The organism is Chitinophaga sp. 22308, assembly GCF_052045305.1.
GTDB classification, from domain to species: domain Bacteria; phylum Bacteroidota; class Bacteroidia; order Chitinophagales; family Chitinophagaceae; genus Chitinophaga; species Chitinophaga varians_A.
The window spans coordinates 41,909-57,994 of record NZ_JBQEOP010000004.1 but is presented as its reverse complement, the minus strand read 5'-3'; the positions used below and the strand labels follow the sequence as shown (position 1 = coordinate 57,994).

Sequence of the window (16,086 nt, the reverse complement as noted above, 5' to 3'; positions counted from 1 at the left end):
GCCCTGTTAAAAGCGCGTTAAAGTTAACATTCCCGAACGCTGAAAGCCTTGACAGGCCGTCATCTCCCATCAAAAATATATTTTTTTGACAATATCTTAGCGCGTTTTTTCGTGGTAAAAAAAATTTACAGGTCCCCGGCAGACAGATTCCTGAAATGACCATTGAGCTTTACCCGTTCTTTCAGGCGCTCCATTTCCGCCATCATGGGAATAACCTTGTGAAGATGCCGTTTCAGGTATTCCAGTCGCTGTACCTCATAAAAAAGATGCAACAGCTCATACTCCTCTGTCAACGACAGGCCCGCGTGATGGGCCAGATCATAGGAAGTAAGGCTGACGTCCTCCCTGGGAAAGGTTTTATGTATCTGAAGGATGGCATGCAGCTCCCGGATACCATGCAGCACCTCTTTCAACAGGCGGGAGCTACTGTTGACATGGTTTTCTGGGTAATTGACAATCGCGCCGGCATACAATTTATGAGGAATGTCCCCTATATGTTCAAGCGTTCTGAATACGCTGGTACCACGGGTAATCAGGTCCATTTCACCGTTATCATACAATTTCTGCACTTTTTCAATAGTGACCAGTGTTCCATATTCCATTATTCTCCTGTCGATGACCGCGGGAATACCAAAGGGTTTGTTTTCCGCCACGCATTCCCGCGCCAGCTGTTTATACCGGGGCTCAAACACGTGAAGGTTCAGCTGTTCTCCCGGATATACCACAATGCCAAGGGGAAATATGGAAATAAAATTTGTCATCTTACGGCTCAGAGTTTACGCTAAAGGTAAAAAAAACGGCCCGCATAACGGACGCAGAATCTGCTTATTAGCACTCATGATACGTATATATTAAATAAAAGGAATACCTTTATAAACAACATTATTACTCATTCTCAGACATAACAGATAAGGGTATCCTGCCATACCTGATCAACTAAAGACTTTGTACATGTACCAGCAATATATGGATGGACTTCTGCGTGGAGAGATAAAAGCGCTGGCCCGTTGTATTTCTCTGGTGGAAAATGAAGCGACCGGTTATGAAATGCTGCTGGAACAACTGCCGGACAACAGTCACACTAAAGTGGTGGGCGTTACCGGTCCTCCCGGCGCCGGTAAAAGTACCCTGGTCAACGCACTCATCAGCCACCTGCTGGCATCTGGAAAAAGAGTAGCCATCATTGCAGTAGACCCTTCTTCCCCTTTTAATTTCGGCGCCTTGCTGGGCGACAGGATCCGGATGGCGCAACATTTCGGAGACCCTAATGTATTTATCCGTTCCATGGCCAGCCGTGGCGCGCTGGGCGGCCTTAGCCCGAAAATCATTGAAGTCAGCGATCTGATAAAAGCAGCCGGCTTCGATTACCTCTTCATAGAAACCGTGGGCGTAGGCCAGAGCGAAGTGGAAATTGCCGGTATCGCCGACACTACCATTGTGGTAGTAGTGCCCGAAGCAGGAGATGAAATCCAGACCATGAAAGCAGGCCTGATGGAGATCGCAGACATTTTTGTGGTCAACAAGGCAGACCGTGATAATGCTGATAGCTTCGTAAAAAATCTGCGCTTGCTGGCCCATAGCAAACAGCAGGAACATTGGGAGATCCCTGTCCTCAAATCCATCGCCACCCAACAGGAAGGGATAAACGAAATTACCACAGCTATTGTCCGGCATCATGAGGCCGTGCAACACCAGCACCAGCGGCATTCCCTGCTGCTGGCGGAAAAGGCCTACCAGCTTATACAGTACCGCCGCATGCACGATATCAGCAAAAAGACACTACAAGCGGAAATACAGGCACAGATAGCACAACAGTCATTTAACCTGTACCGCTACGTATCAGAGAAGGCGGGTCGCTAAATTTTATTATCTTTGCCGCATGCGGACAACCTCTTTCGGCATATCCATCGCTTACGCAGTATTCAACTACGGCCTCTGATCCTGAGGCTGCGGGCTTTTGTTGTCCCCACTCTTTCCTCTTACATAAATTTTATTTTTCACGTATAAATCTGGTTATTATGGCTTGGTTATTCCTGCTTATAGGCGGACTATTTGAAGTTGGCTTTACTGTTTCACTGAAGTATTCTGAGAATTTTTCAAAGCTGTGGCCTTCAGTGTGCTTTTTCATCTGTATTACGCTGAGTTTCTTTTTCCTGAACAAGGCGATCAACAACGGCTTGCCCATTGGGACTTCCTACGCTGTATGGACAGGCATCGGCGCGGCAGGAACCGCTATTGCAGGTATGATCTTTTTTAAAGAGCCGGCGGCTATGTGGCGTATATTTTTTCTGGTGATGCTGATCGGTTCTATTGCAGGACTGAAAGCCGTTTCCGGAGGCGAATAATAATATTCCGGCAGGGCGCCCGCATCAGGCGGTGCGCCTTGTCTTTATCAGCGGCCATGACACCAGTACAGCGATGATGACCGCTCCTGTTACCGGCAGCGCCGCCGGCAGATAATGTGTCAATTCGAGCATCAACACAATGGCCGTCAGCCAGGCTCTTGTAACGCCGGCAAACAAAGCCGCCATACCTACTATCGCGGCCAGTACGGGGCTCGTCGCCACACCAGGACATATGCCCAGCGCCACTACCGCCAATAACATTCCTATGGCCCCTCCCATAATGAGCAGGGGCGTGATAGTGGTCCCCGTATTATTTCCACTGGTGAAAAACAGCCAGGCTATCAGTTTCACAATACCCGCCACAAATAACAATTGCAGCGTAACATGTGCCCGCAGCAGATCGCTGCCATAGGCTTCCCCGTTACCCAGGCTTTCCGGCGCCAGGTAGCCCAATACGCCTATGGGAACAGCTGTCAGCAGCAGCCACCAGGGATTGTGCTGTCTGAGCCGTTCTGCCAGCCGGGCAAGGCCGCGGGAAGCCCGGACAATGCCTGCGGACATCAATCCGATGACCAATCCCAATACCATATACATCAGTAAACCGGGACCGTTCAGGAGCGGCAGGGGACAATCCACCGTAAAAAACGGTTGCATGTCCCGGAAGCAATAGTGGGCGAGACCTCCCACTATAATAGCCGCCAGTACCGGCAGCAGGGTAAACAGTGACCTGCTGACGAGCCACAGCTCCAGCGCCAGTAGCAGGGCTGATACCGGAGCACCGAAATACCAGGCTACTGCCGCAGCCGCTCCTGCCACCAGCAGGAGATGCGCTTCGGGGCGGGAGATCCGCAGCAACCGCTGCCCCTGGATGGCGGCGGCGCCGGCAATCAGCATCACAGGTCCTTCTACGCCCAACGGCGCGCCGGTGCCGATATTAACGGCCAGCGCAGGCAGTTTTAGTGCCGGCATGCGCTTCCTGAGCAACAGCAACGACAAACAGGCGCCAGCTACCGGGATGAACAGTAACCAGATGCCCATCTCACTTTCTGCCAGCAGGCGTGCTTCCGTTGTTAGTTCCCCGAAAAAGGCCAGGCTGGTTATAAGCCGGATGAGCCATAACAGCCCTATTCCCACGCCCACAGTGAGTATTCCCGCTCCGGCGCCCAGCGCCGTGAGGTAAAAAACACGTCGTAAATACCCCTCCCCGGGAATTATTTTAAAATTTTCTTTGTCTTCGGATAGTACGGAGTGGATACCAAGACCGTTTTTATATAAGCGTGTCAGAATATTTTTCATTACGATAGTTCAAAATACCTGGTTAACAGGTGATCAAAACTATACAGTTCAACCGAAAATCTCAAATTAATTCAAACCCATATAGCTGCGCAAAACAGAAAGGGTACCGCAAATAAAAATGTTGTTGCAATTGCACAATGTTGCAACTGAATAGGATTCCTTACTATATTTGCACATGACCATTATCTAATTGCAGCAGTTCAAAACGTACGTAAGCTATGATTAACGCAGCTGAGCGGTCATCAATGATTCCCGAGCCCCAAAGCACTTCTGTTGATGCACAGGTATTGATCAAGATCAAACGCATGATGCTGTTCACACATGAAGACGAACAATATCTGACGATGGCAGGGGAGATACTGGCGCCTCATGCGGAAGAAATATTGAACCAGTGGTATGAGCATATTGTCAGCAATAATTATCTCGCTCACTACTTCACCAGCAGCGGGGCGCCTGACCTGGATTACCTGAACAGTCTCCGGCCTCATTTCAATGCCTGGATCACCAGCTTGTGCCGTCGTCGTGACAGTCACCGGTGGTGGGAATTTGAAGAGCGTATTGCCCGGCAGTTACAGTTGAGGAATGTTCCGCTTGACGATTTACATGCCTTGTCACCGGTATATCTGCGGTACATGACAACTTTCGTATTTCCGGTCAGTGAAGCCGGCCGTTATTTTATCAATCATGCAGGATACAGTGGGCCCGAAGCCGCCGCTATGCACCAGGCCTGGTTTAAGGCCGTGAGCCTGAGTGCTTTATTATGGATTTATCCTGGCGGGCGGCCGGCCCCTTTTTGATATTTTTCCCTCACCCCCCAAAAACTATATTTATGGAAGTGGCCGTATACAAGGCTTGCGCAAAAAAGAGGACAGGAGGCGTTCTTCTCTTTGACATTATCGTACCTCCCGATACGGCATTTGCCGCTGTATTGGCCTATGGGAGCGCTTTTCTACAGGGCCGCCTGCAGGAAAACCTGCCGGTAAGCAGCCGGGACTGCCGGTTTAGCTATACCACAGAAACCGTTCCCCGCTGGGAGCTGCAGATATCCGAACAGGGATATTATATTCACGAATCCCAAGGATGTCACTAATATGCTATTTACAAGCAGGCTTTATTATTGTACCTTGCCCCGCTAATTAAGGACAGTAGTAAATATGGGGAAAGTTTCCACATTCAGCCCCGCGCAGCAGGCAGAAAACACACCAAGCAAAATTGTGGTTGCTCTTGAGCGCTTATCAGAGGCTTTCAGGGTGCTCCTTTGGCAGGAGGCCACGCAATATGGGTTGAGTCCCATACAAATTCAGGTACTGACGTTCCTGCTCCATTATCCGGAAGAGCAACGTACGGTGACCTCGTTGGCGTTGTATTTCAACATGACAAAAGCCACCATCAGCGACGCTGTGAAATCGCTGGAGCAAAAAAATTACCTGGTAAGAAAGCCGAGCCAAACGGATACCAGGAGCCATTCCCTGCACCTGTTGAAGGAAGGACGTGCCATCGCCAAAAAGGTAGAGCACTTTGCCGCACCGATGCAGGAAGCCGTAGCAGCCAGTCCTGTGAAAGAACAGGGCATACTGCTGGAGCAACTGATGCAGCTGATTTATCAGCTGAACCAGCAGGAGGTGATCACTCATCAGCCGATGTGCTTCAATTGCGAACATTTCGCAAGCAGCAAAAAAGGCCCTTATTGCAATGAGCTGGGAATCTCCCTGAAGCAGGCCAACCTGCGGGTAGACTGTCCGGTATTTGAAACCAGAGACTAGGCCGGGATTCAGCGCTTGTCCGGTGTGAGTGTTTTGTTGTATGTTTTCGGGAGATGCCAACTATTTTTCCTGCCTTTCAGCAGAACGCTCCTCCGGGAGCCTGTCAGGGTTGCACCCGCGGCAATTGTAAGGTCATTTCATTATCTCCGGCCAGGAACCCCAGCTTTTCGTAGAGCAAACGCCCGTCTTTGCTGGCATGCAGGCTCAGTTTACCCGTGTTACGATCCTTTGCCTCTATTATGAGCCTTTCCATTAAGGCCCTGGCAATCCCTTGCCCACGGTAAGCGGGCAGCGTATATACATTGAGGATATAGGCCACCTGGCCATCGAGGTTATGATAGAGGGGAGGCTGGTTATAGAAAACGATACCTGCGCTGGCCACTATCACGCCATTATCTTCGGCAAACAGGTTTACAAAATCTCCCTGGGGAAGGTGTTCCTGAAGGTAAGCAGTGATCTTTTCCTGCAACAGCACGTCACGGGAGGCATCTGCCTGTGGGTACACTTCTTTAAGAAACTGAAGACGCAATGATACCGTTTGTGGAATGTCCCGGATATCCGCTTTGCGATAGGTAATCATAGTGACAAACAAAAGGGGTTAAAACATTGCAGCAAACGCAGGTTATCAGGATGCTTCCCTGTTGCTTTTCCACCAGCGGAAAGCCAACAGGCCAATGATGGCCAGTGGCGTAAATGCCAACATCAGAATACCATTGTTCAATCCTTTTGCAGGACCTTCTCCCAACTGCTGTGCTGTTTTGGTACAAAGTGAGCATTGCGCCATCAGCGGAGAACTCATCACCGTCAGCATTACAGTCAGCAGAAACAAACACAGCTTATTCATATCGGCATATTTTAATCAAAACAAAATTAGGTCATCTAACGGAAAAATACCGTCGAAATATATCAATGGTAATATGGAGAAATCATGATATACACAATTACACCGGTTACAGCCACATAGAACCAGAGAGGCCAGGTAATGCGGGCAATTTTACGGTGACGGGGAATATCGTTCTGGAAGCCACGCAGCAGGGTGAACAGCACCAGCGGCACAATAATACCAGCCAGTACAATATGCGTGAGCAACAGGAAATAATATACATAACGGATACCGCCAAGCACCGCTTTTTCAGCAGCATCCACCACGCCGTTGTGGTCCACATCGCCAAAGCGGGTTTCGGGCGCCAGGGCATGATAAGTAACATATGACAACAGGAAAATAACAGACAACCCCACTGCAATCAGGTTAGTGGTTTTGTGCGCTTTTACCTGCTGATTTTTGATGAAGTAAAGACTGGCCACCAACAGCACCGCAGTAGCGGAATTGAGGATAGCATGGAACAACGGGAGGATTTTGATATCAAAGCCGGGATGAAAGTCAGGCTTCGGCAGGAAAAACAGTAAAGCCACCAGCGCAGGGATCACGACAGAAACGATGGCAATAGGTGTGTTTAGATTTTTATTCTTTAGTTCCATAATATGTTCCGGATATGAGAAAGGTGGACAAAGAAAGGTGAAAACCCTTTCTTTTATCCACCTTTCACGATTATTTTATGATTAATCAGCTAAAATTCTTAAACAAACCTTTCAGGAATTTCCAGAATCCCGGGCGGTGCCTGTCTTTTTCAAGGTACAGGGTGGCGATATCTGTTGCACATTGTTTAACGGCATTGGAATCGAGCCCGTTGTAATATCCTCTGATATGTCTGTTTTTATCAATCAGTATCAGCTTTTCCGTGTGAATGAAATCATCCGGTCCGCCATCACCTTCTGTTACAGAAACGAAGAAGTCGTGTCTGGCGAGGTCGTAGATTTCCTTCTTATCGCCAGTCAGCAGCCACCAGTTGTCCGGATTCACTTGGTAGTCATATCCGTATTTCCGCAGCTTTTGTACTGAATCTCTGACAGGGTCTACTGAGAAAGAGAGGATCTGGAGCAGCGTATCTGTTTTACCGTAAGCACTCTGGATCTTTCTCAGGTTTTTAGTCAGGGTAGGGCAGATAGAAGGGCAGGAAGTAAAAAAGAAATCTACCAGGATCACTTTACCTTCCATATCCTTCAGGCTTACCTGTTGGCCCAGCTGATTGGTCATTTTAAAATTCCTGATCTGGTGGAAAACGGTGTCGTAAGTGGTTTTGCCATTTTTAACGATCGTGTCCACTCTTTCGGGAATGTAATACTTTGGAATAGGTATTACGTTTTTCCCGTAATGATCTACAATCAGGTAACCTGTCAGCGGTACCAATATAGCCAATGCAACTCCTAATATAGCCCTGCGTGAGATGACGCTGAAATTTAATAGTCAAAAACTTAGTGGTGTCCGTGTCCGTGTCCGCCTTCAGCCGGTGCAGTTTTCACTGCTTCAACCGGTGTACCTGGTTTCAGGTCCCTGTTCAGGTTTTTCCATGAATTACCTTCATACAGGAAAGCGATAATGAACCAGATAAAGAGCAGCAAAGGAAGCAGAACAGTGTAGATCAAGTTTTTGATTTCGCTGCCAAGGTGCATGAACTCGGAAACGATATAAAATGCTTTCACTACTGTCAGTCCGATGAACACAGCGTTCAGCAGTACTCTGCTGGGGAAACCTGTTTCCAGGTGTAAAAACGCCAGGCCAACTTCTACCATGGTTACAGCCAGGAGAATCCAGAAAGTTTTCCAGATCTTTTTGGTAGATGAATCATGATGTGCATGTCCTTCTGCGGTATGCGTATGCTCCATTCCTATTGAGATTAAATAAATTCTAAAATGCGATAATTCTAATTACAAACCTTGTATTCGTTGCAGCTGATACTTCCCGATCAGAGCAGGTAGAAGCAGGTGAATACGAATACCCAAACCAGATCTACAAAGTGCCAGTAAAGACCTACTTTTTCCACCATTTCGTAGTGACCTCTTTCTTCGTAGGTACCTTTCAGTACGTTAGCGAGGATGATGATGTTCAGTACAACACCAGAGGTTACGTGCAGACCGTGGAAACCGGTAATGGTAAAGAAGAAGTTAGTAAAGTTAGTAGAAGCCATTGTACCGTCCACGTTGTGGAAAGGATTGCGGCCCCACCAGGCGCCTTCGTGGAACAGGTGTGTCCATTCCCATGCCTGACAGGCCAGGAAGCAGGCACCACCAACGATAGTCCAGGTCAGCCATTTGGCAACAGCTTTTTTATCTCTCATGTGACCGGCATGAACGGCCAGTACCATGGTTACAGAGCTCATGATCAGGATAAAGGTCATCAAGCTCACGAATACCAGTGGCATGTTGGCATGGCCCATACCAGGGAAAGAGCGGAAAACCTCGTTCGGATCAGGCCAGGAAGTGCTGGAGAAGCGAATAGTTCCGTAAGAAATCAGTAATGCTCCGAAAGTGAAGGCATCTGATATCAGGAAGTACCACATCATCAACTTGCCATAGCTCACATTAAAGGGAGAGTATCCTCCGTCCCACCATTTTTTCTTCGCTGTAACTGCTGTGTCCATTGTTAGTTTTATAAAATTTTACAAAGTTTATCTCGCGATACTTAAAAAAATCAACAGGTAGATCCACAGCACATCCACAAAATGCCAGTAGGTAGCGGCTACTTCGATGGGTACTGAGGAGTAGGTACGAATGCGGGTCCGGTAGGCCCTGGCAAACATGATGAGCAGTGCTACCACACCGCCCAATACGTGCAACATATGCACGCCTACGATAACATAAATAAACGAAGCGGAAACAGGCCCGTTGAGGGGAAGTCCGCTATTTTTCAATTGTGAAAAGCCAATCCATTGGCAAGCAGCGAAAATTACGCCCAGTAAGGCAGTAATGGTGATCAGCTGCTTGTAACGCTGCATATTTCTTTCCCTGAACTGTTTCAGGGCCAGGTGGACAGTCAGGCTGCTGAGTAAAATCACAGCAGTAGACAACCAGAAAATATGCGGCAGTTCAAATGCCAGCCAGTTAGCCTGCGATCTCTTCACAACGTATGCACTCGTAAATCCGATGAACATCATGGTAATACTACCCATTGCTATCCATAGGGAATACTTGTGCGGATGAATTTTCTTACGTTGTATGCTCATTGTATGCATCACTCCTTCTATTTCTTTTAGGCCTTGTCCAGCAGCTGTGCCAGCTGAACAATGGTCAGGTAAATGTATGAACCAAACATCAGTTTACGTGCTGCCGGAACATCATTCTTTCTGTACAGGTTAATCGCGCGGTACAGGAAAAACACACCTGCCAGAATAGCCACGATAGCGGAAATACCGCCTGTGATTTTGAGCAGGTAGGGTGCTACACCGGCAGGGATCAGTAACAGGGTATACATGACCGCCTGTAATGCGGTGAACTTGTTAGGTTCGCCATTGGCAGGCAGCAGTTTAAATCCTGCACGGGTATAGTCTTTATGTGCAATCCAGGCGATAGCCCAGAAGTGCGGGAACTGCCACAGGAACTGGATGGCAAACAGTGACCAACCGCCTTCGGAAAGGTTGTTGGCGCCTGCGGCCCAGCCAATGAGCAGCGGCATGGCGCCCGGAATACCCCCTACCAGTACAGCCAGGGAGTTCCATTTCTTCCAGGGTGTATATACGAAACCGTACATCACCAGGGAGAAAAGGCTCAGGGCAGCGCTCAGCCAGTTAAAGCAATAACCCATGATCAGGAAACCCGCTACACCGGTTACCGCAGCAACGATGATCGCTTCCGTTTCGCTCATCCTGCCGGAGGGCAAGGGGCGGGTGGCGGTGCGGGCCATCAGCTTATCGGTATTTTTTTCCCATATCTGGTTGATGGTATTGGCTGATCCGGAAACCAGCAAACCACCGGCAAATAACAAAAGAACTTTGATCAGGTCAAACTCCACACCCGGCACCAGCAGATAAGCTACCACAGATGAAAATACCACCATGAAGGTGAGATTAAACTTCATTAACTGAGAATAATCCTTCACCTTACTCGCTACTGCATACGATGACGACAACTTTATGGAGTTTTCTTGCAACATTTTATTTCTATCCACATCCCGGGTTTTAAGTCCGGGACAAATTTACAAACATCACGGTGAACAAGATTCCGGAAAGCAGTTTATTTCTGCGCTCCGGAATCTCATCTTATAAGTTAGTGAGCTGACTCGTTAGGACCAATTGGTTCTGTCTGTGGGATGAAGTCTCTTCCATCCTTGCTGTAGTCATAAGCCCAGCGGTGAACTTCAGGAATTTCACCAGGCCAGTTGCCGTGACCCGGGTTGATCGGCGTAGTCCATTCCAGGGAGGTAGCTTTCCATGGGTTCTGTTCGGTCAGTTTTCTTCCTTTGAAAATGCTGTAGAAGAAGTTGAACACAAACAGCAGCTGTGTAGCGAATACCAGGATTACCACGATACTGATAAACTGGTTCAGGCCACCGAACTGATTGAAGGAAGTCCAGCTGGAGTAGTCGAAATACCTTCTTGGCATACCGGCCATACCTTCGTAGTGCATAGGCCAGAAGATCAGGTAAGCACCGATCAGGGTTACCCAGAAGTGAATATAGCCGATAGTATTGTTCATAAAGCGGCCATACATTTTCGGGAACCAGTGATAGATACCGGCGAACATACCGAAGAATGCGGACACACCCATTACGATGTGGAAGTGTGCGATTACAAAGTAGGTATCGTGCAGGTGAATATCGATAGAGGAGTTACCCAGCCAGATACCAGTCAGACCACCAGAGATAAAGGTGCTCACGAAACCGATAGAGAACAGGGACGCCGGCGTAAAGCGGATGTTACCTTTCCAGATGGTGGTGAGCCAGTTAAATACCTTGATGGCAGATGGCACCGCGATGAGGAGGGTGAGCAGTACGAAGAAGGCACCGAGGAATGGGTTCAGACCAGTAACGAACATGTGGTGAGCCCAAACCAGGAAGGCCAGGATACAGATAGCGAACAGGGAACCGATCATGGCGAGGTAGCCGAAGATTGGTTTACGGGAGCTAACTGCCAGTACTTCAGACACCATACCCATGGCAGGGAGAATGATGATGTATACTTCAGGGTGGCCCAGGAACCAGAACAAGTGCTGGTAGAGGATGGCGCTACCACCTTCGTTTGCCAGGGCTTTACCTGCGATAAAGATATCAGAGAGATAGAAGCTGGTACCTGCGTGACGGTCGAACAACAAGAGAATGAAGCCGGACAGCAGAACAGGGAAAGACAGTACGCCCAGGACAGCGGTAAAGAAGAATGACCAGATGGTTAAAGGCATTTTGGTCATGCTCATACCTTTGGTACGCATGTTCAGCAGGGTAGAGATGTAGTTCAGACCACCCAGCAGCTGCGAAACAACAAACAGCGCCATGGAAGTCAGCCACAGGTCAACACCTATTTTAGAACCGATGGAAGCGTCTCCCAGTGCACTCAGCGGAGGGTACATGGTCCAACCGCCGGAAGCCGGTCCTGTCTGAACGAACAGGGAAGCCATCATAACGAGGCTGGCCAGGAAGAAGAACCAGTAGCTCAGGCAGTTCATGAAAGGAGAAGCCATATCGCGGGCACCTACCTGCAGGGGAATGAGCAGGTTGGAGAAGGTGCCACTCAAACCAGCGGTCAATACAAAGAATACGAGGATAGTACCGTGCATTGTTACCAATGCATAGTAAGCTTCGGGAGTGATACGGCCACCTTTAGCCCAGTGACCCAGAATGCTTTCCAGCCAGGGGAAAGTAGCATCGGGAAAACCCAGTTGCAAACGGAACACCACAGAAAAGAAAGCACCGATGATAGCCCAAACGATACCGGTGATCAGGAATTGTTTGGCAATCATTTTATGATCAAGGCTGAATACATATTTCGAGATGAAATTGTCTTCATGATGGTGCTCATGATCATGATGATCATGCGCGCCGTGCATTACCTCCTGTTGACTGTGCAATGTTGCTTCGTTACTCATAATCGGTTCTGTTTATTAATAAACCAACGCCCGGGAAGTATCGCGTTTGTCAGTTTGTCTTTTATTATTGGTTAAGTACTGCGTCAAAAATTTCTTCTACACAAAATTACGGCTTACCGATATTCGCTGCCACTGTTTTTTGTGTGCTGTCGGCCTTTGGCGCTTCAGCAGGAGCCGGGTGGGCCAGGCTGTACTGCAGCGGTTGTTTGGCAACCCAGGCGTCGTATTCTTCCTGAGTTTCAACAACAATCACGCCTCTCATAGAGTAGTGACCGGAACCACACATCTGATCGCAGGATATTTCGTAGGTGAAATCCGGGTTACCGGTTTTTTCCTTCATTTGTTTGGTGGTGAACTTAGGCGTAAACCACAGGGTGGTAGGGATACCAGGTACAGCGTCCATTTTCATACGGAACTGAGGTAAACCAACGTCGTGAATTACATCACGGGAACCGATTACGAATTTTACAGGTTTACCTACTACCAGGTGAACTTCAGTTGCCATGAAGTCGTCTTTGCCCAGTTGGTCGTCCCAATCCATACCCAGCGGGTTGCTGGCAGCTTCGTCGATTTTCTTGAAATCGCGGCGGCCGAGCGCACCGTCTTTACCCGGGTAGCGGATGAGCCAGTTAAATTGTTTACCAGTGATTTCAACCACTGCTGCATCTTTCGGCGCATCAGAAGTCAGCTGGAACCAGTGTTTCAGACCGAAAGCCACCAGAACTGTCAGTGCGATGGCCGGGATAACGGTCCAGATCACTTCCAGTTTGTTGTTATGCGGAAAATAAAATGCTTTACGGCCTTCTTTTTCCTGGTATTTGAATGCGAACCAGAACAAAAGGATCTGCGTAGCCACGAACACGACACCGGTGATGGCGAGAGTTACATAGATGAGGGTATCTACACCTTCACCCTGCACAGAAGCAGATTCGCCCAGGATCTTGCCTTTCAGCAGATTATTACAATAATACACGCCGATGAGCCCCAGCACCAGGAATGCTATCAGCAGGAAACCATTGATACGGTTACTTTGCTGGCGCGCTTTCTTTTCTCCCTTCAATATGGACACATATTCGCTCGCCTTCGCAATCTGGAAGATGACTATGAATATGAGAACAATAACTAAGACTGCTAAAAATCCTGACATTGCTATATGAAATAATTAAGTTATCTAATGCTTTTCTATTGCTAAATCTTCGTTATCACCATATTAGGTGTGGTGAACAATACTTTCTTTCAGGTAAGGATGATTTTTCGGTACCAGCGGAGCTTTGGTCAGCGCGTTGGCAACCAGGAAAATAATCAGACCAACGAAGCCAGCGCCCAGACCCAGTTCATACCAGGGGAATACCAGGTGTTTGTAGGTGCCGGGGCCCACCATCTGCCAGAAATCGAGCCAGTGGCCGGCGATTACTACAACAGCGATGAAGGCTACGGAAGTATAGTTACGTTTGGTGTCTCTCTTCATGAGGAACAGCAACGGCGTAATAAAGTTGATCAGGAGGTTCAGGAAGAAGATAGGTCTCCATTCGCCCCATACGCGCGGCTGGAAGTATTCAGTTTCTTCCGGCATGTTAGCGTACCAGATCAGCATGTACTGGGAGAACCAGAGGTAAGTCCAGAAGATGCTGAAAGCAAAGATAAATTTACCCAGATCGTGCAGGTGCTCTTCATTCACATAAGTCAGGTAACCGTGTTTTTTCAGGTATACCACGAACAATGCGATCAGGGACAGGCCTGATACCCAGCTGCTGGCGAAAGTATACCAGGAATACATGGTGGAGAACCAATGTGCATCGATGCTCATTAACCAGATCCAGGGAGTGGTGGAGCCAACGCTCAGGGTGTAAATCACCAGGAAACCACCGCACCAAACGGTATTTCTCCAGATGAGTTTACGGCCGGTTTCTGGTTTCAGGTCCCAACCATCTTCTTCGATGGACATGTTGCGGAGTTTCAGGGTAAAGAAAATCCACAGGCCCAGGGTGAGGATGGTAGCGGTAGTATAGAATCCTTTGTTCAGGAAAGCGGATTTCCAGGTCAGGACTTTGTCTTCTGCTACATGATGTGCGTTGATCCAGTGGTAGATGTGTTCTTTACCACCGAAAACGATGATCATCACAATGATAAACAGCACAGCCGCCAAAGCAGGAACTGCCATGGAGATAGCTTCAGGAACGCGACGGAAGGCGATCTGCCAACCACCGTGCGCCAGTGTTGTGGCTGCAATAAAAAAGGTGCTGGCCAATGTAATCAGCAAAAAGAAGCTGCTGTTTTGCAACAGACCGGCCCAGAACCGTGTCGAATTCTCACCTTGAAACGCAATTAATCCGATCAATAAAGTCAGCAAGCCCACGCCCATTAACACGAAGCTGGTCTTTTTTAATCTTGCCGGTACTACAAATTGGTCTTTCATTACTGTATATTAAAATACTTGTTTGAAATTCAGTTTTAACTCTCTCTAACTTATTTAGCTTTTGCGCTGTCTGCTGCCGGAGCAGCTGCGGCTGCAGGCTGTGCAGCAGCACCAGGCTGTTTGCTCTTGATGTAAGCGGCTATCTTCCAGCGCTGTGCCCTGTCGAGCTGGCTGGCGTAGCTGCCCATCATGTTATAACCATAGGTCATTACGTGAAACAGGCGGCCTTCGGAGTAACCGGATTTAGCACCGGCTACCAGGTTGGCAGGAGCTGCAGAGTAAGGACCTTCGCCCCCTTTGTACAGCGGACCGTTACCATCCAGTGCAGTACCATGGCAGATACCGCAGTAAATATTAAATAAACGTTCACCTTCCTTCAGATCATCAGCGGTGATAGTCAGCGGATTTTTCACCAGATTTGCCTGTGCCGTATCTGCTTCTTTCAGATGGTAAGGCAAAAGTTCACCTCTCTTAACTGTTCCGTCCACTGGCTTCAGACCTGCCAAACGAGCACTGTAAAACTCATACGCACGGGATTCATACATGTCGGGCATATAAATCCTGCCGGGCTTTCTGTTGTGCTCCCCTTTATTACAGGCTGCCAGGAAAGCTCCAGTTGCCAATGCGGCTACAATCAATATGTTAGAAGTCCTTTTCATCAGAAATTATTTATTCTAGCTTTCATTAGTTCTGCTTCCAGTATCTAATGGTTGCAACTGTATTTTTTTGCTGTTAATGTATTAAGCGTTAACCGGACGAGCGTAAACGTCTTCGTCGTTCTTGTCATATCTGCCATACCACCAGCCGGCTTCTGCCCGCTGTTCATTGACATCATGCGCACCAGCTTCATTGAGGAAGCGTTTGATTTCTTCCGCATTGGATTTTTCGGTGAGCTCAATAACCATTACAAACTTATCATCAGTCTGTCTTGGATGGAAGATATGTTTCTTTACGCCTGGCATTAACTGGCAGAGATAACAGAATGTCATCACCATACCCACAGCGGCGAACAATACAGTCAGCTCGAAGGTAATGGGAATGAACGCTGGTAACGGGAAGTGTGGCTTACCACCGATGTTCAGCGGCCAGTCAACATTAAATACCCAGCTCATGAAAGTTAAAGCCGTGGTGGTACCAGTGATACCATATATGAAACCGGCTGTGTGCAGGCTGGTTTCCCTTAAACCCATCGCATGATCCAGGCCGTGAACAGGAAAAGGAGTGTATACATCGTGCAACTTGTAGCCAGCAGTGCGAACTTTTTTCACTGCCGGAAACAACACTGCCTCATCGTCAAACAAGCCTACAACAAAATTTTTAACAGCCATATATTTAAAAATTCAAATTCCAATTA

At 48.2% G+C, this 16,086-nt stretch carries 20 protein-coding genes; 5 read left to right on the top strand and 15 right to left on the bottom strand.

Features of this window, described 5'->3' with window-relative positions; translation table 11 throughout:
- Positions 1-125: 125 nt before the first annotated feature.
- Complete coding sequence (locus ACTJJS_RS16315) at positions 126-761, bottom strand: LON peptidase substrate-binding domain-containing protein (RefSeq protein ID WP_168870621.1); 636 nt, start codon at positions 759-761, stop codon at positions 126-128.
- A gap of 205 nt (positions 762-966) precedes the next feature.
- On the opposite strand from ACTJJS_RS16315, the gene meaB reads away from it, so the two are divergent.
- Positions 967-1,860, top strand: a complete 894-nt coding sequence (gene meaB, locus ACTJJS_RS16310; RefSeq protein ID WP_440664481.1) for a methylmalonyl Co-A mutase-associated GTPase MeaB — start codon at positions 967-969, stop codon at positions 1,858-1,860.
- A 158-nt stretch (positions 1,861-2,018) separates the two neighbouring features.
- Positions 2,019-2,345, top strand: coding sequence for a DMT family transporter (locus ACTJJS_RS16305; protein WP_343744512.1), 327 nt, complete (start codon positions 2,019-2,021; stop codon positions 2,343-2,345).
- Between the two features lie 24 nt (positions 2,346-2,369).
- On the opposite strand, the gene ACTJJS_RS16300 is transcribed toward ACTJJS_RS16305, so the two are convergent.
- Positions 2,370-3,641: a chloride channel protein gene (locus ACTJJS_RS16300; protein ID WP_440664480.1), complete on the bottom strand. Its 1,272-nt coding sequence runs from the start codon at positions 3,639-3,641 to the stop codon at positions 2,370-2,372.
- A 218-nt stretch (positions 3,642-3,859) separates the two neighbouring features.
- On the opposite strand from ACTJJS_RS16300, the gene ACTJJS_RS16295 reads away from it, so the two are divergent.
- The 3 genes from ACTJJS_RS16295 to ACTJJS_RS16285 all read left to right on the top strand — a co-directional run bounded on the left by ACTJJS_RS16295 (position 3,860) and on the right by ACTJJS_RS16285 (position 5,404).
- Positions 3,860-4,438, top strand: a complete 579-nt coding sequence (locus ACTJJS_RS16295) for a protoglobin domain-containing protein (protein WP_440664479.1) — start codon at positions 3,860-3,862, stop codon at positions 4,436-4,438.
- A gap of 32 nt (positions 4,439-4,470) precedes the next feature.
- Positions 4,471-4,731 carry a DUF2024 family protein gene (locus ACTJJS_RS16290; RefSeq protein ID WP_168870626.1) on the top strand — a complete coding sequence of 87 codons (261 nt, stop codon included), beginning with the start codon at positions 4,471-4,473 and terminating at the stop codon, positions 4,729-4,731.
- A 64-nt stretch (positions 4,732-4,795) separates the two neighbouring features.
- The gene (locus ACTJJS_RS16285) at positions 4,796-5,404 is read left to right on the top strand and encodes a MarR family winged helix-turn-helix transcriptional regulator (RefSeq protein WP_247654861.1); all 609 of its coding nucleotides are present in this window, start codon (positions 4,796-4,798) and stop codon (positions 5,402-5,404) included.
- Positions 5,405-5,507: 103 nt separating this feature from the next.
- Here ACTJJS_RS16285 and ACTJJS_RS16280 read toward each other — a convergent pair whose 3' ends face one another.
- From ACTJJS_RS16280 to ACTJJS_RS16220, 13 genes are all read right to left on the bottom strand, one after another.
- Entirely contained in the window at positions 5,508-5,996 is a 489-nt protein-coding gene (locus ACTJJS_RS16280) for a GNAT family N-acetyltransferase (RefSeq protein ID WP_343744514.1), read from the bottom strand.
- Positions 5,997-6,029: 33 nt separating this feature from the next.
- Complete coding sequence (locus tag ACTJJS_RS16275; protein ID WP_246496227.1) at positions 6,030-6,248, bottom strand: hypothetical protein; 219 nt, start codon at positions 6,246-6,248, stop codon at positions 6,030-6,032.
- A 62-nt stretch (positions 6,249-6,310) separates the two neighbouring features.
- Positions 6,311-6,883, bottom strand: coding sequence for a DUF420 domain-containing protein (locus ACTJJS_RS16270; protein ID WP_440664478.1), 573 nt, complete (start codon positions 6,881-6,883; stop codon positions 6,311-6,313).
- 85 nt (positions 6,884-6,968) lie between these two features.
- A complete protein-coding gene (locus ACTJJS_RS16265; protein ID WP_440664477.1) occupies positions 6,969-7,661 on the bottom strand; it encodes an SCO family protein in 693 nt (230 codons plus the stop codon).
- Positions 7,662-7,717: 56 nt separating this feature from the next.
- On the bottom strand, positions 7,718-8,128 hold the full coding sequence (locus ACTJJS_RS16260; RefSeq protein ID WP_440664476.1) for a cytochrome C oxidase subunit IV family protein: 411 nt from the start codon (positions 8,126-8,128) through the stop codon (positions 7,718-7,720).
- Between the two features lie 80 nt (positions 8,129-8,208).
- Positions 8,209-8,883, bottom strand: a complete 675-nt coding sequence (locus ACTJJS_RS16255; protein ID WP_168870632.1) for a cytochrome c oxidase subunit 3 — start codon at positions 8,881-8,883, stop codon at positions 8,209-8,211.
- Between the two features lie 27 nt (positions 8,884-8,910).
- The gene (locus tag ACTJJS_RS16250) at positions 8,911-9,474 is read right to left on the bottom strand and encodes a cytochrome c oxidase subunit 3 (RefSeq protein WP_168870633.1); all 564 of its coding nucleotides are present in this window, start codon (positions 9,472-9,474) and stop codon (positions 8,911-8,913) included.
- 17 nt (positions 9,475-9,491) lie between these two features.
- Positions 9,492-10,391 carry a heme o synthase gene (cyoE, locus tag ACTJJS_RS16245; RefSeq protein WP_168871518.1) on the bottom strand — a complete coding sequence of 300 codons (900 nt, stop codon included), beginning with the start codon at positions 10,389-10,391 and terminating at the stop codon, positions 9,492-9,494.
- A gap of 113 nt (positions 10,392-10,504) precedes the next feature.
- On the bottom strand, positions 10,505-12,316 hold the full coding sequence (locus ACTJJS_RS16240; RefSeq protein WP_168870634.1) for a cytochrome c oxidase subunit I: 1,812 nt from the start codon (positions 12,314-12,316) through the stop codon (positions 10,505-10,507).
- Positions 12,317-12,422: 106 nt separating this feature from the next.
- Positions 12,423-13,463, bottom strand: a complete 1,041-nt coding sequence (locus tag ACTJJS_RS16235) for a cytochrome c oxidase subunit II (protein WP_168870635.1) — start codon at positions 13,461-13,463, stop codon at positions 12,423-12,425.
- 63 nt (positions 13,464-13,526) lie between these two features.
- Positions 13,527-14,732 (bottom strand): quinol:cytochrome C oxidoreductase, encoded by a 1,206-nt coding sequence (locus ACTJJS_RS16230; RefSeq protein ID WP_440664475.1) that lies wholly within the window; start codon positions 14,730-14,732, stop codon positions 13,527-13,529.
- A 50-nt stretch (positions 14,733-14,782) separates the two neighbouring features.
- Complete coding sequence (locus tag ACTJJS_RS16225; protein WP_168870637.1) at positions 14,783-15,391, bottom strand: c-type cytochrome; 609 nt, start codon at positions 15,389-15,391, stop codon at positions 14,783-14,785.
- A gap of 81 nt (positions 15,392-15,472) precedes the next feature.
- Entirely contained in the window at positions 15,473-16,060 is a 588-nt protein-coding gene (locus ACTJJS_RS16220) for a DUF3341 domain-containing protein (RefSeq protein ID WP_168870638.1), read from the bottom strand.
- Positions 16,061-16,086: the final 26 nt, after the last annotated feature.

Excerpts from the sequence above, each read along its gene's own strand:
- ACTJJS_RS16315 (WP_168870621.1), bottom strand. The coding sequence starts at position 761 with ATGACAAATTTTATTTCCATATTTCCCCTTGGCATTGTGGTATATCCG.
- meaB (WP_440664481.1), top strand. The coding sequence starts at position 967 with ATGGATGGACTTCTGCGTGGAGAGATAAAAGCGCTGGCCCGTTGTATT.
- ACTJJS_RS16305 (WP_343744512.1), top strand. The coding sequence starts at position 2,019 with ATGGCTTGGTTATTCCTGCTTATAGGCGGACTATTTGAAGTTGGCTTT.
- ACTJJS_RS16300 (WP_440664480.1), bottom strand. The coding sequence starts at position 3,641 with ATGAAAAATATTCTGACACGCTTATATAAAAACGGTCTTGGTATCCAC.
- ACTJJS_RS16295 (WP_440664479.1), top strand. The coding sequence starts at position 3,860 with ATGATTAACGCAGCTGAGCGGTCATCAATGATTCCCGAGCCCCAAAGC.
- ACTJJS_RS16290 (WP_168870626.1), top strand. The coding sequence starts at position 4,471 with ATGGAAGTGGCCGTATACAAGGCTTGCGCAAAAAAGAGGACAGGAGGC.
- ACTJJS_RS16285 (WP_247654861.1), top strand. The coding sequence starts at position 4,796 with ATGGGGAAAGTTTCCACATTCAGCCCCGCGCAGCAGGCAGAAAACACA.
- ACTJJS_RS16275 (WP_246496227.1), bottom strand. The coding sequence starts at position 6,248 with ATGAATAAGCTGTGTTTGTTTCTGCTGACTGTAATGCTGACGGTGATG.
- ACTJJS_RS16270 (WP_440664478.1), bottom strand. The coding sequence starts at position 6,883 with ATGGAACTAAAGAATAAAAATCTAAACACACCTATTGCCATCGTTTCT.
- ACTJJS_RS16260 (WP_440664476.1), bottom strand. The coding sequence starts at position 8,128 with ATGGAGCATACGCATACCGCAGAAGGACATGCACATCATGATTCATCT.
- ACTJJS_RS16255 (WP_168870632.1), bottom strand. The coding sequence starts at position 8,883 with ATGGACACAGCAGTTACAGCGAAGAAAAAATGGTGGGACGGAGGATAC.
- ACTJJS_RS16250 (WP_168870633.1), bottom strand. The coding sequence starts at position 9,474 with ATGCATACAATGAGCATACAACGTAAGAAAATTCATCCGCACAAGTAT.
- cyoE (WP_168871518.1), bottom strand. The coding sequence starts at position 10,391 with ATGTTGCAAGAAAACTCCATAAAGTTGTCGTCATCGTATGCAGTAGCG.
- ACTJJS_RS16240 (WP_168870634.1), bottom strand. The coding sequence starts at position 12,316 with ATGAGTAACGAAGCAACATTGCACAGTCAACAGGAGGTAATGCACGGC.
- ACTJJS_RS16235 (WP_168870635.1), bottom strand. The coding sequence starts at position 13,463 with ATGTCAGGATTTTTAGCAGTCTTAGTTATTGTTCTCATATTCATAGTC.
- ACTJJS_RS16230 (WP_440664475.1), bottom strand. The coding sequence starts at position 14,732 with ATGAAAGACCAATTTGTAGTACCGGCAAGATTAAAAAAGACCAGCTTC.
- ACTJJS_RS16225 (WP_168870637.1), bottom strand. The coding sequence starts at position 15,391 with ATGAAAAGGACTTCTAACATATTGATTGTAGCCGCATTGGCAACTGGA.
- ACTJJS_RS16220 (WP_168870638.1), bottom strand. The coding sequence starts at position 16,060 with ATGGCTGTTAAAAATTTTGTTGTAGGCTTGTTTGACGATGAGGCAGTG.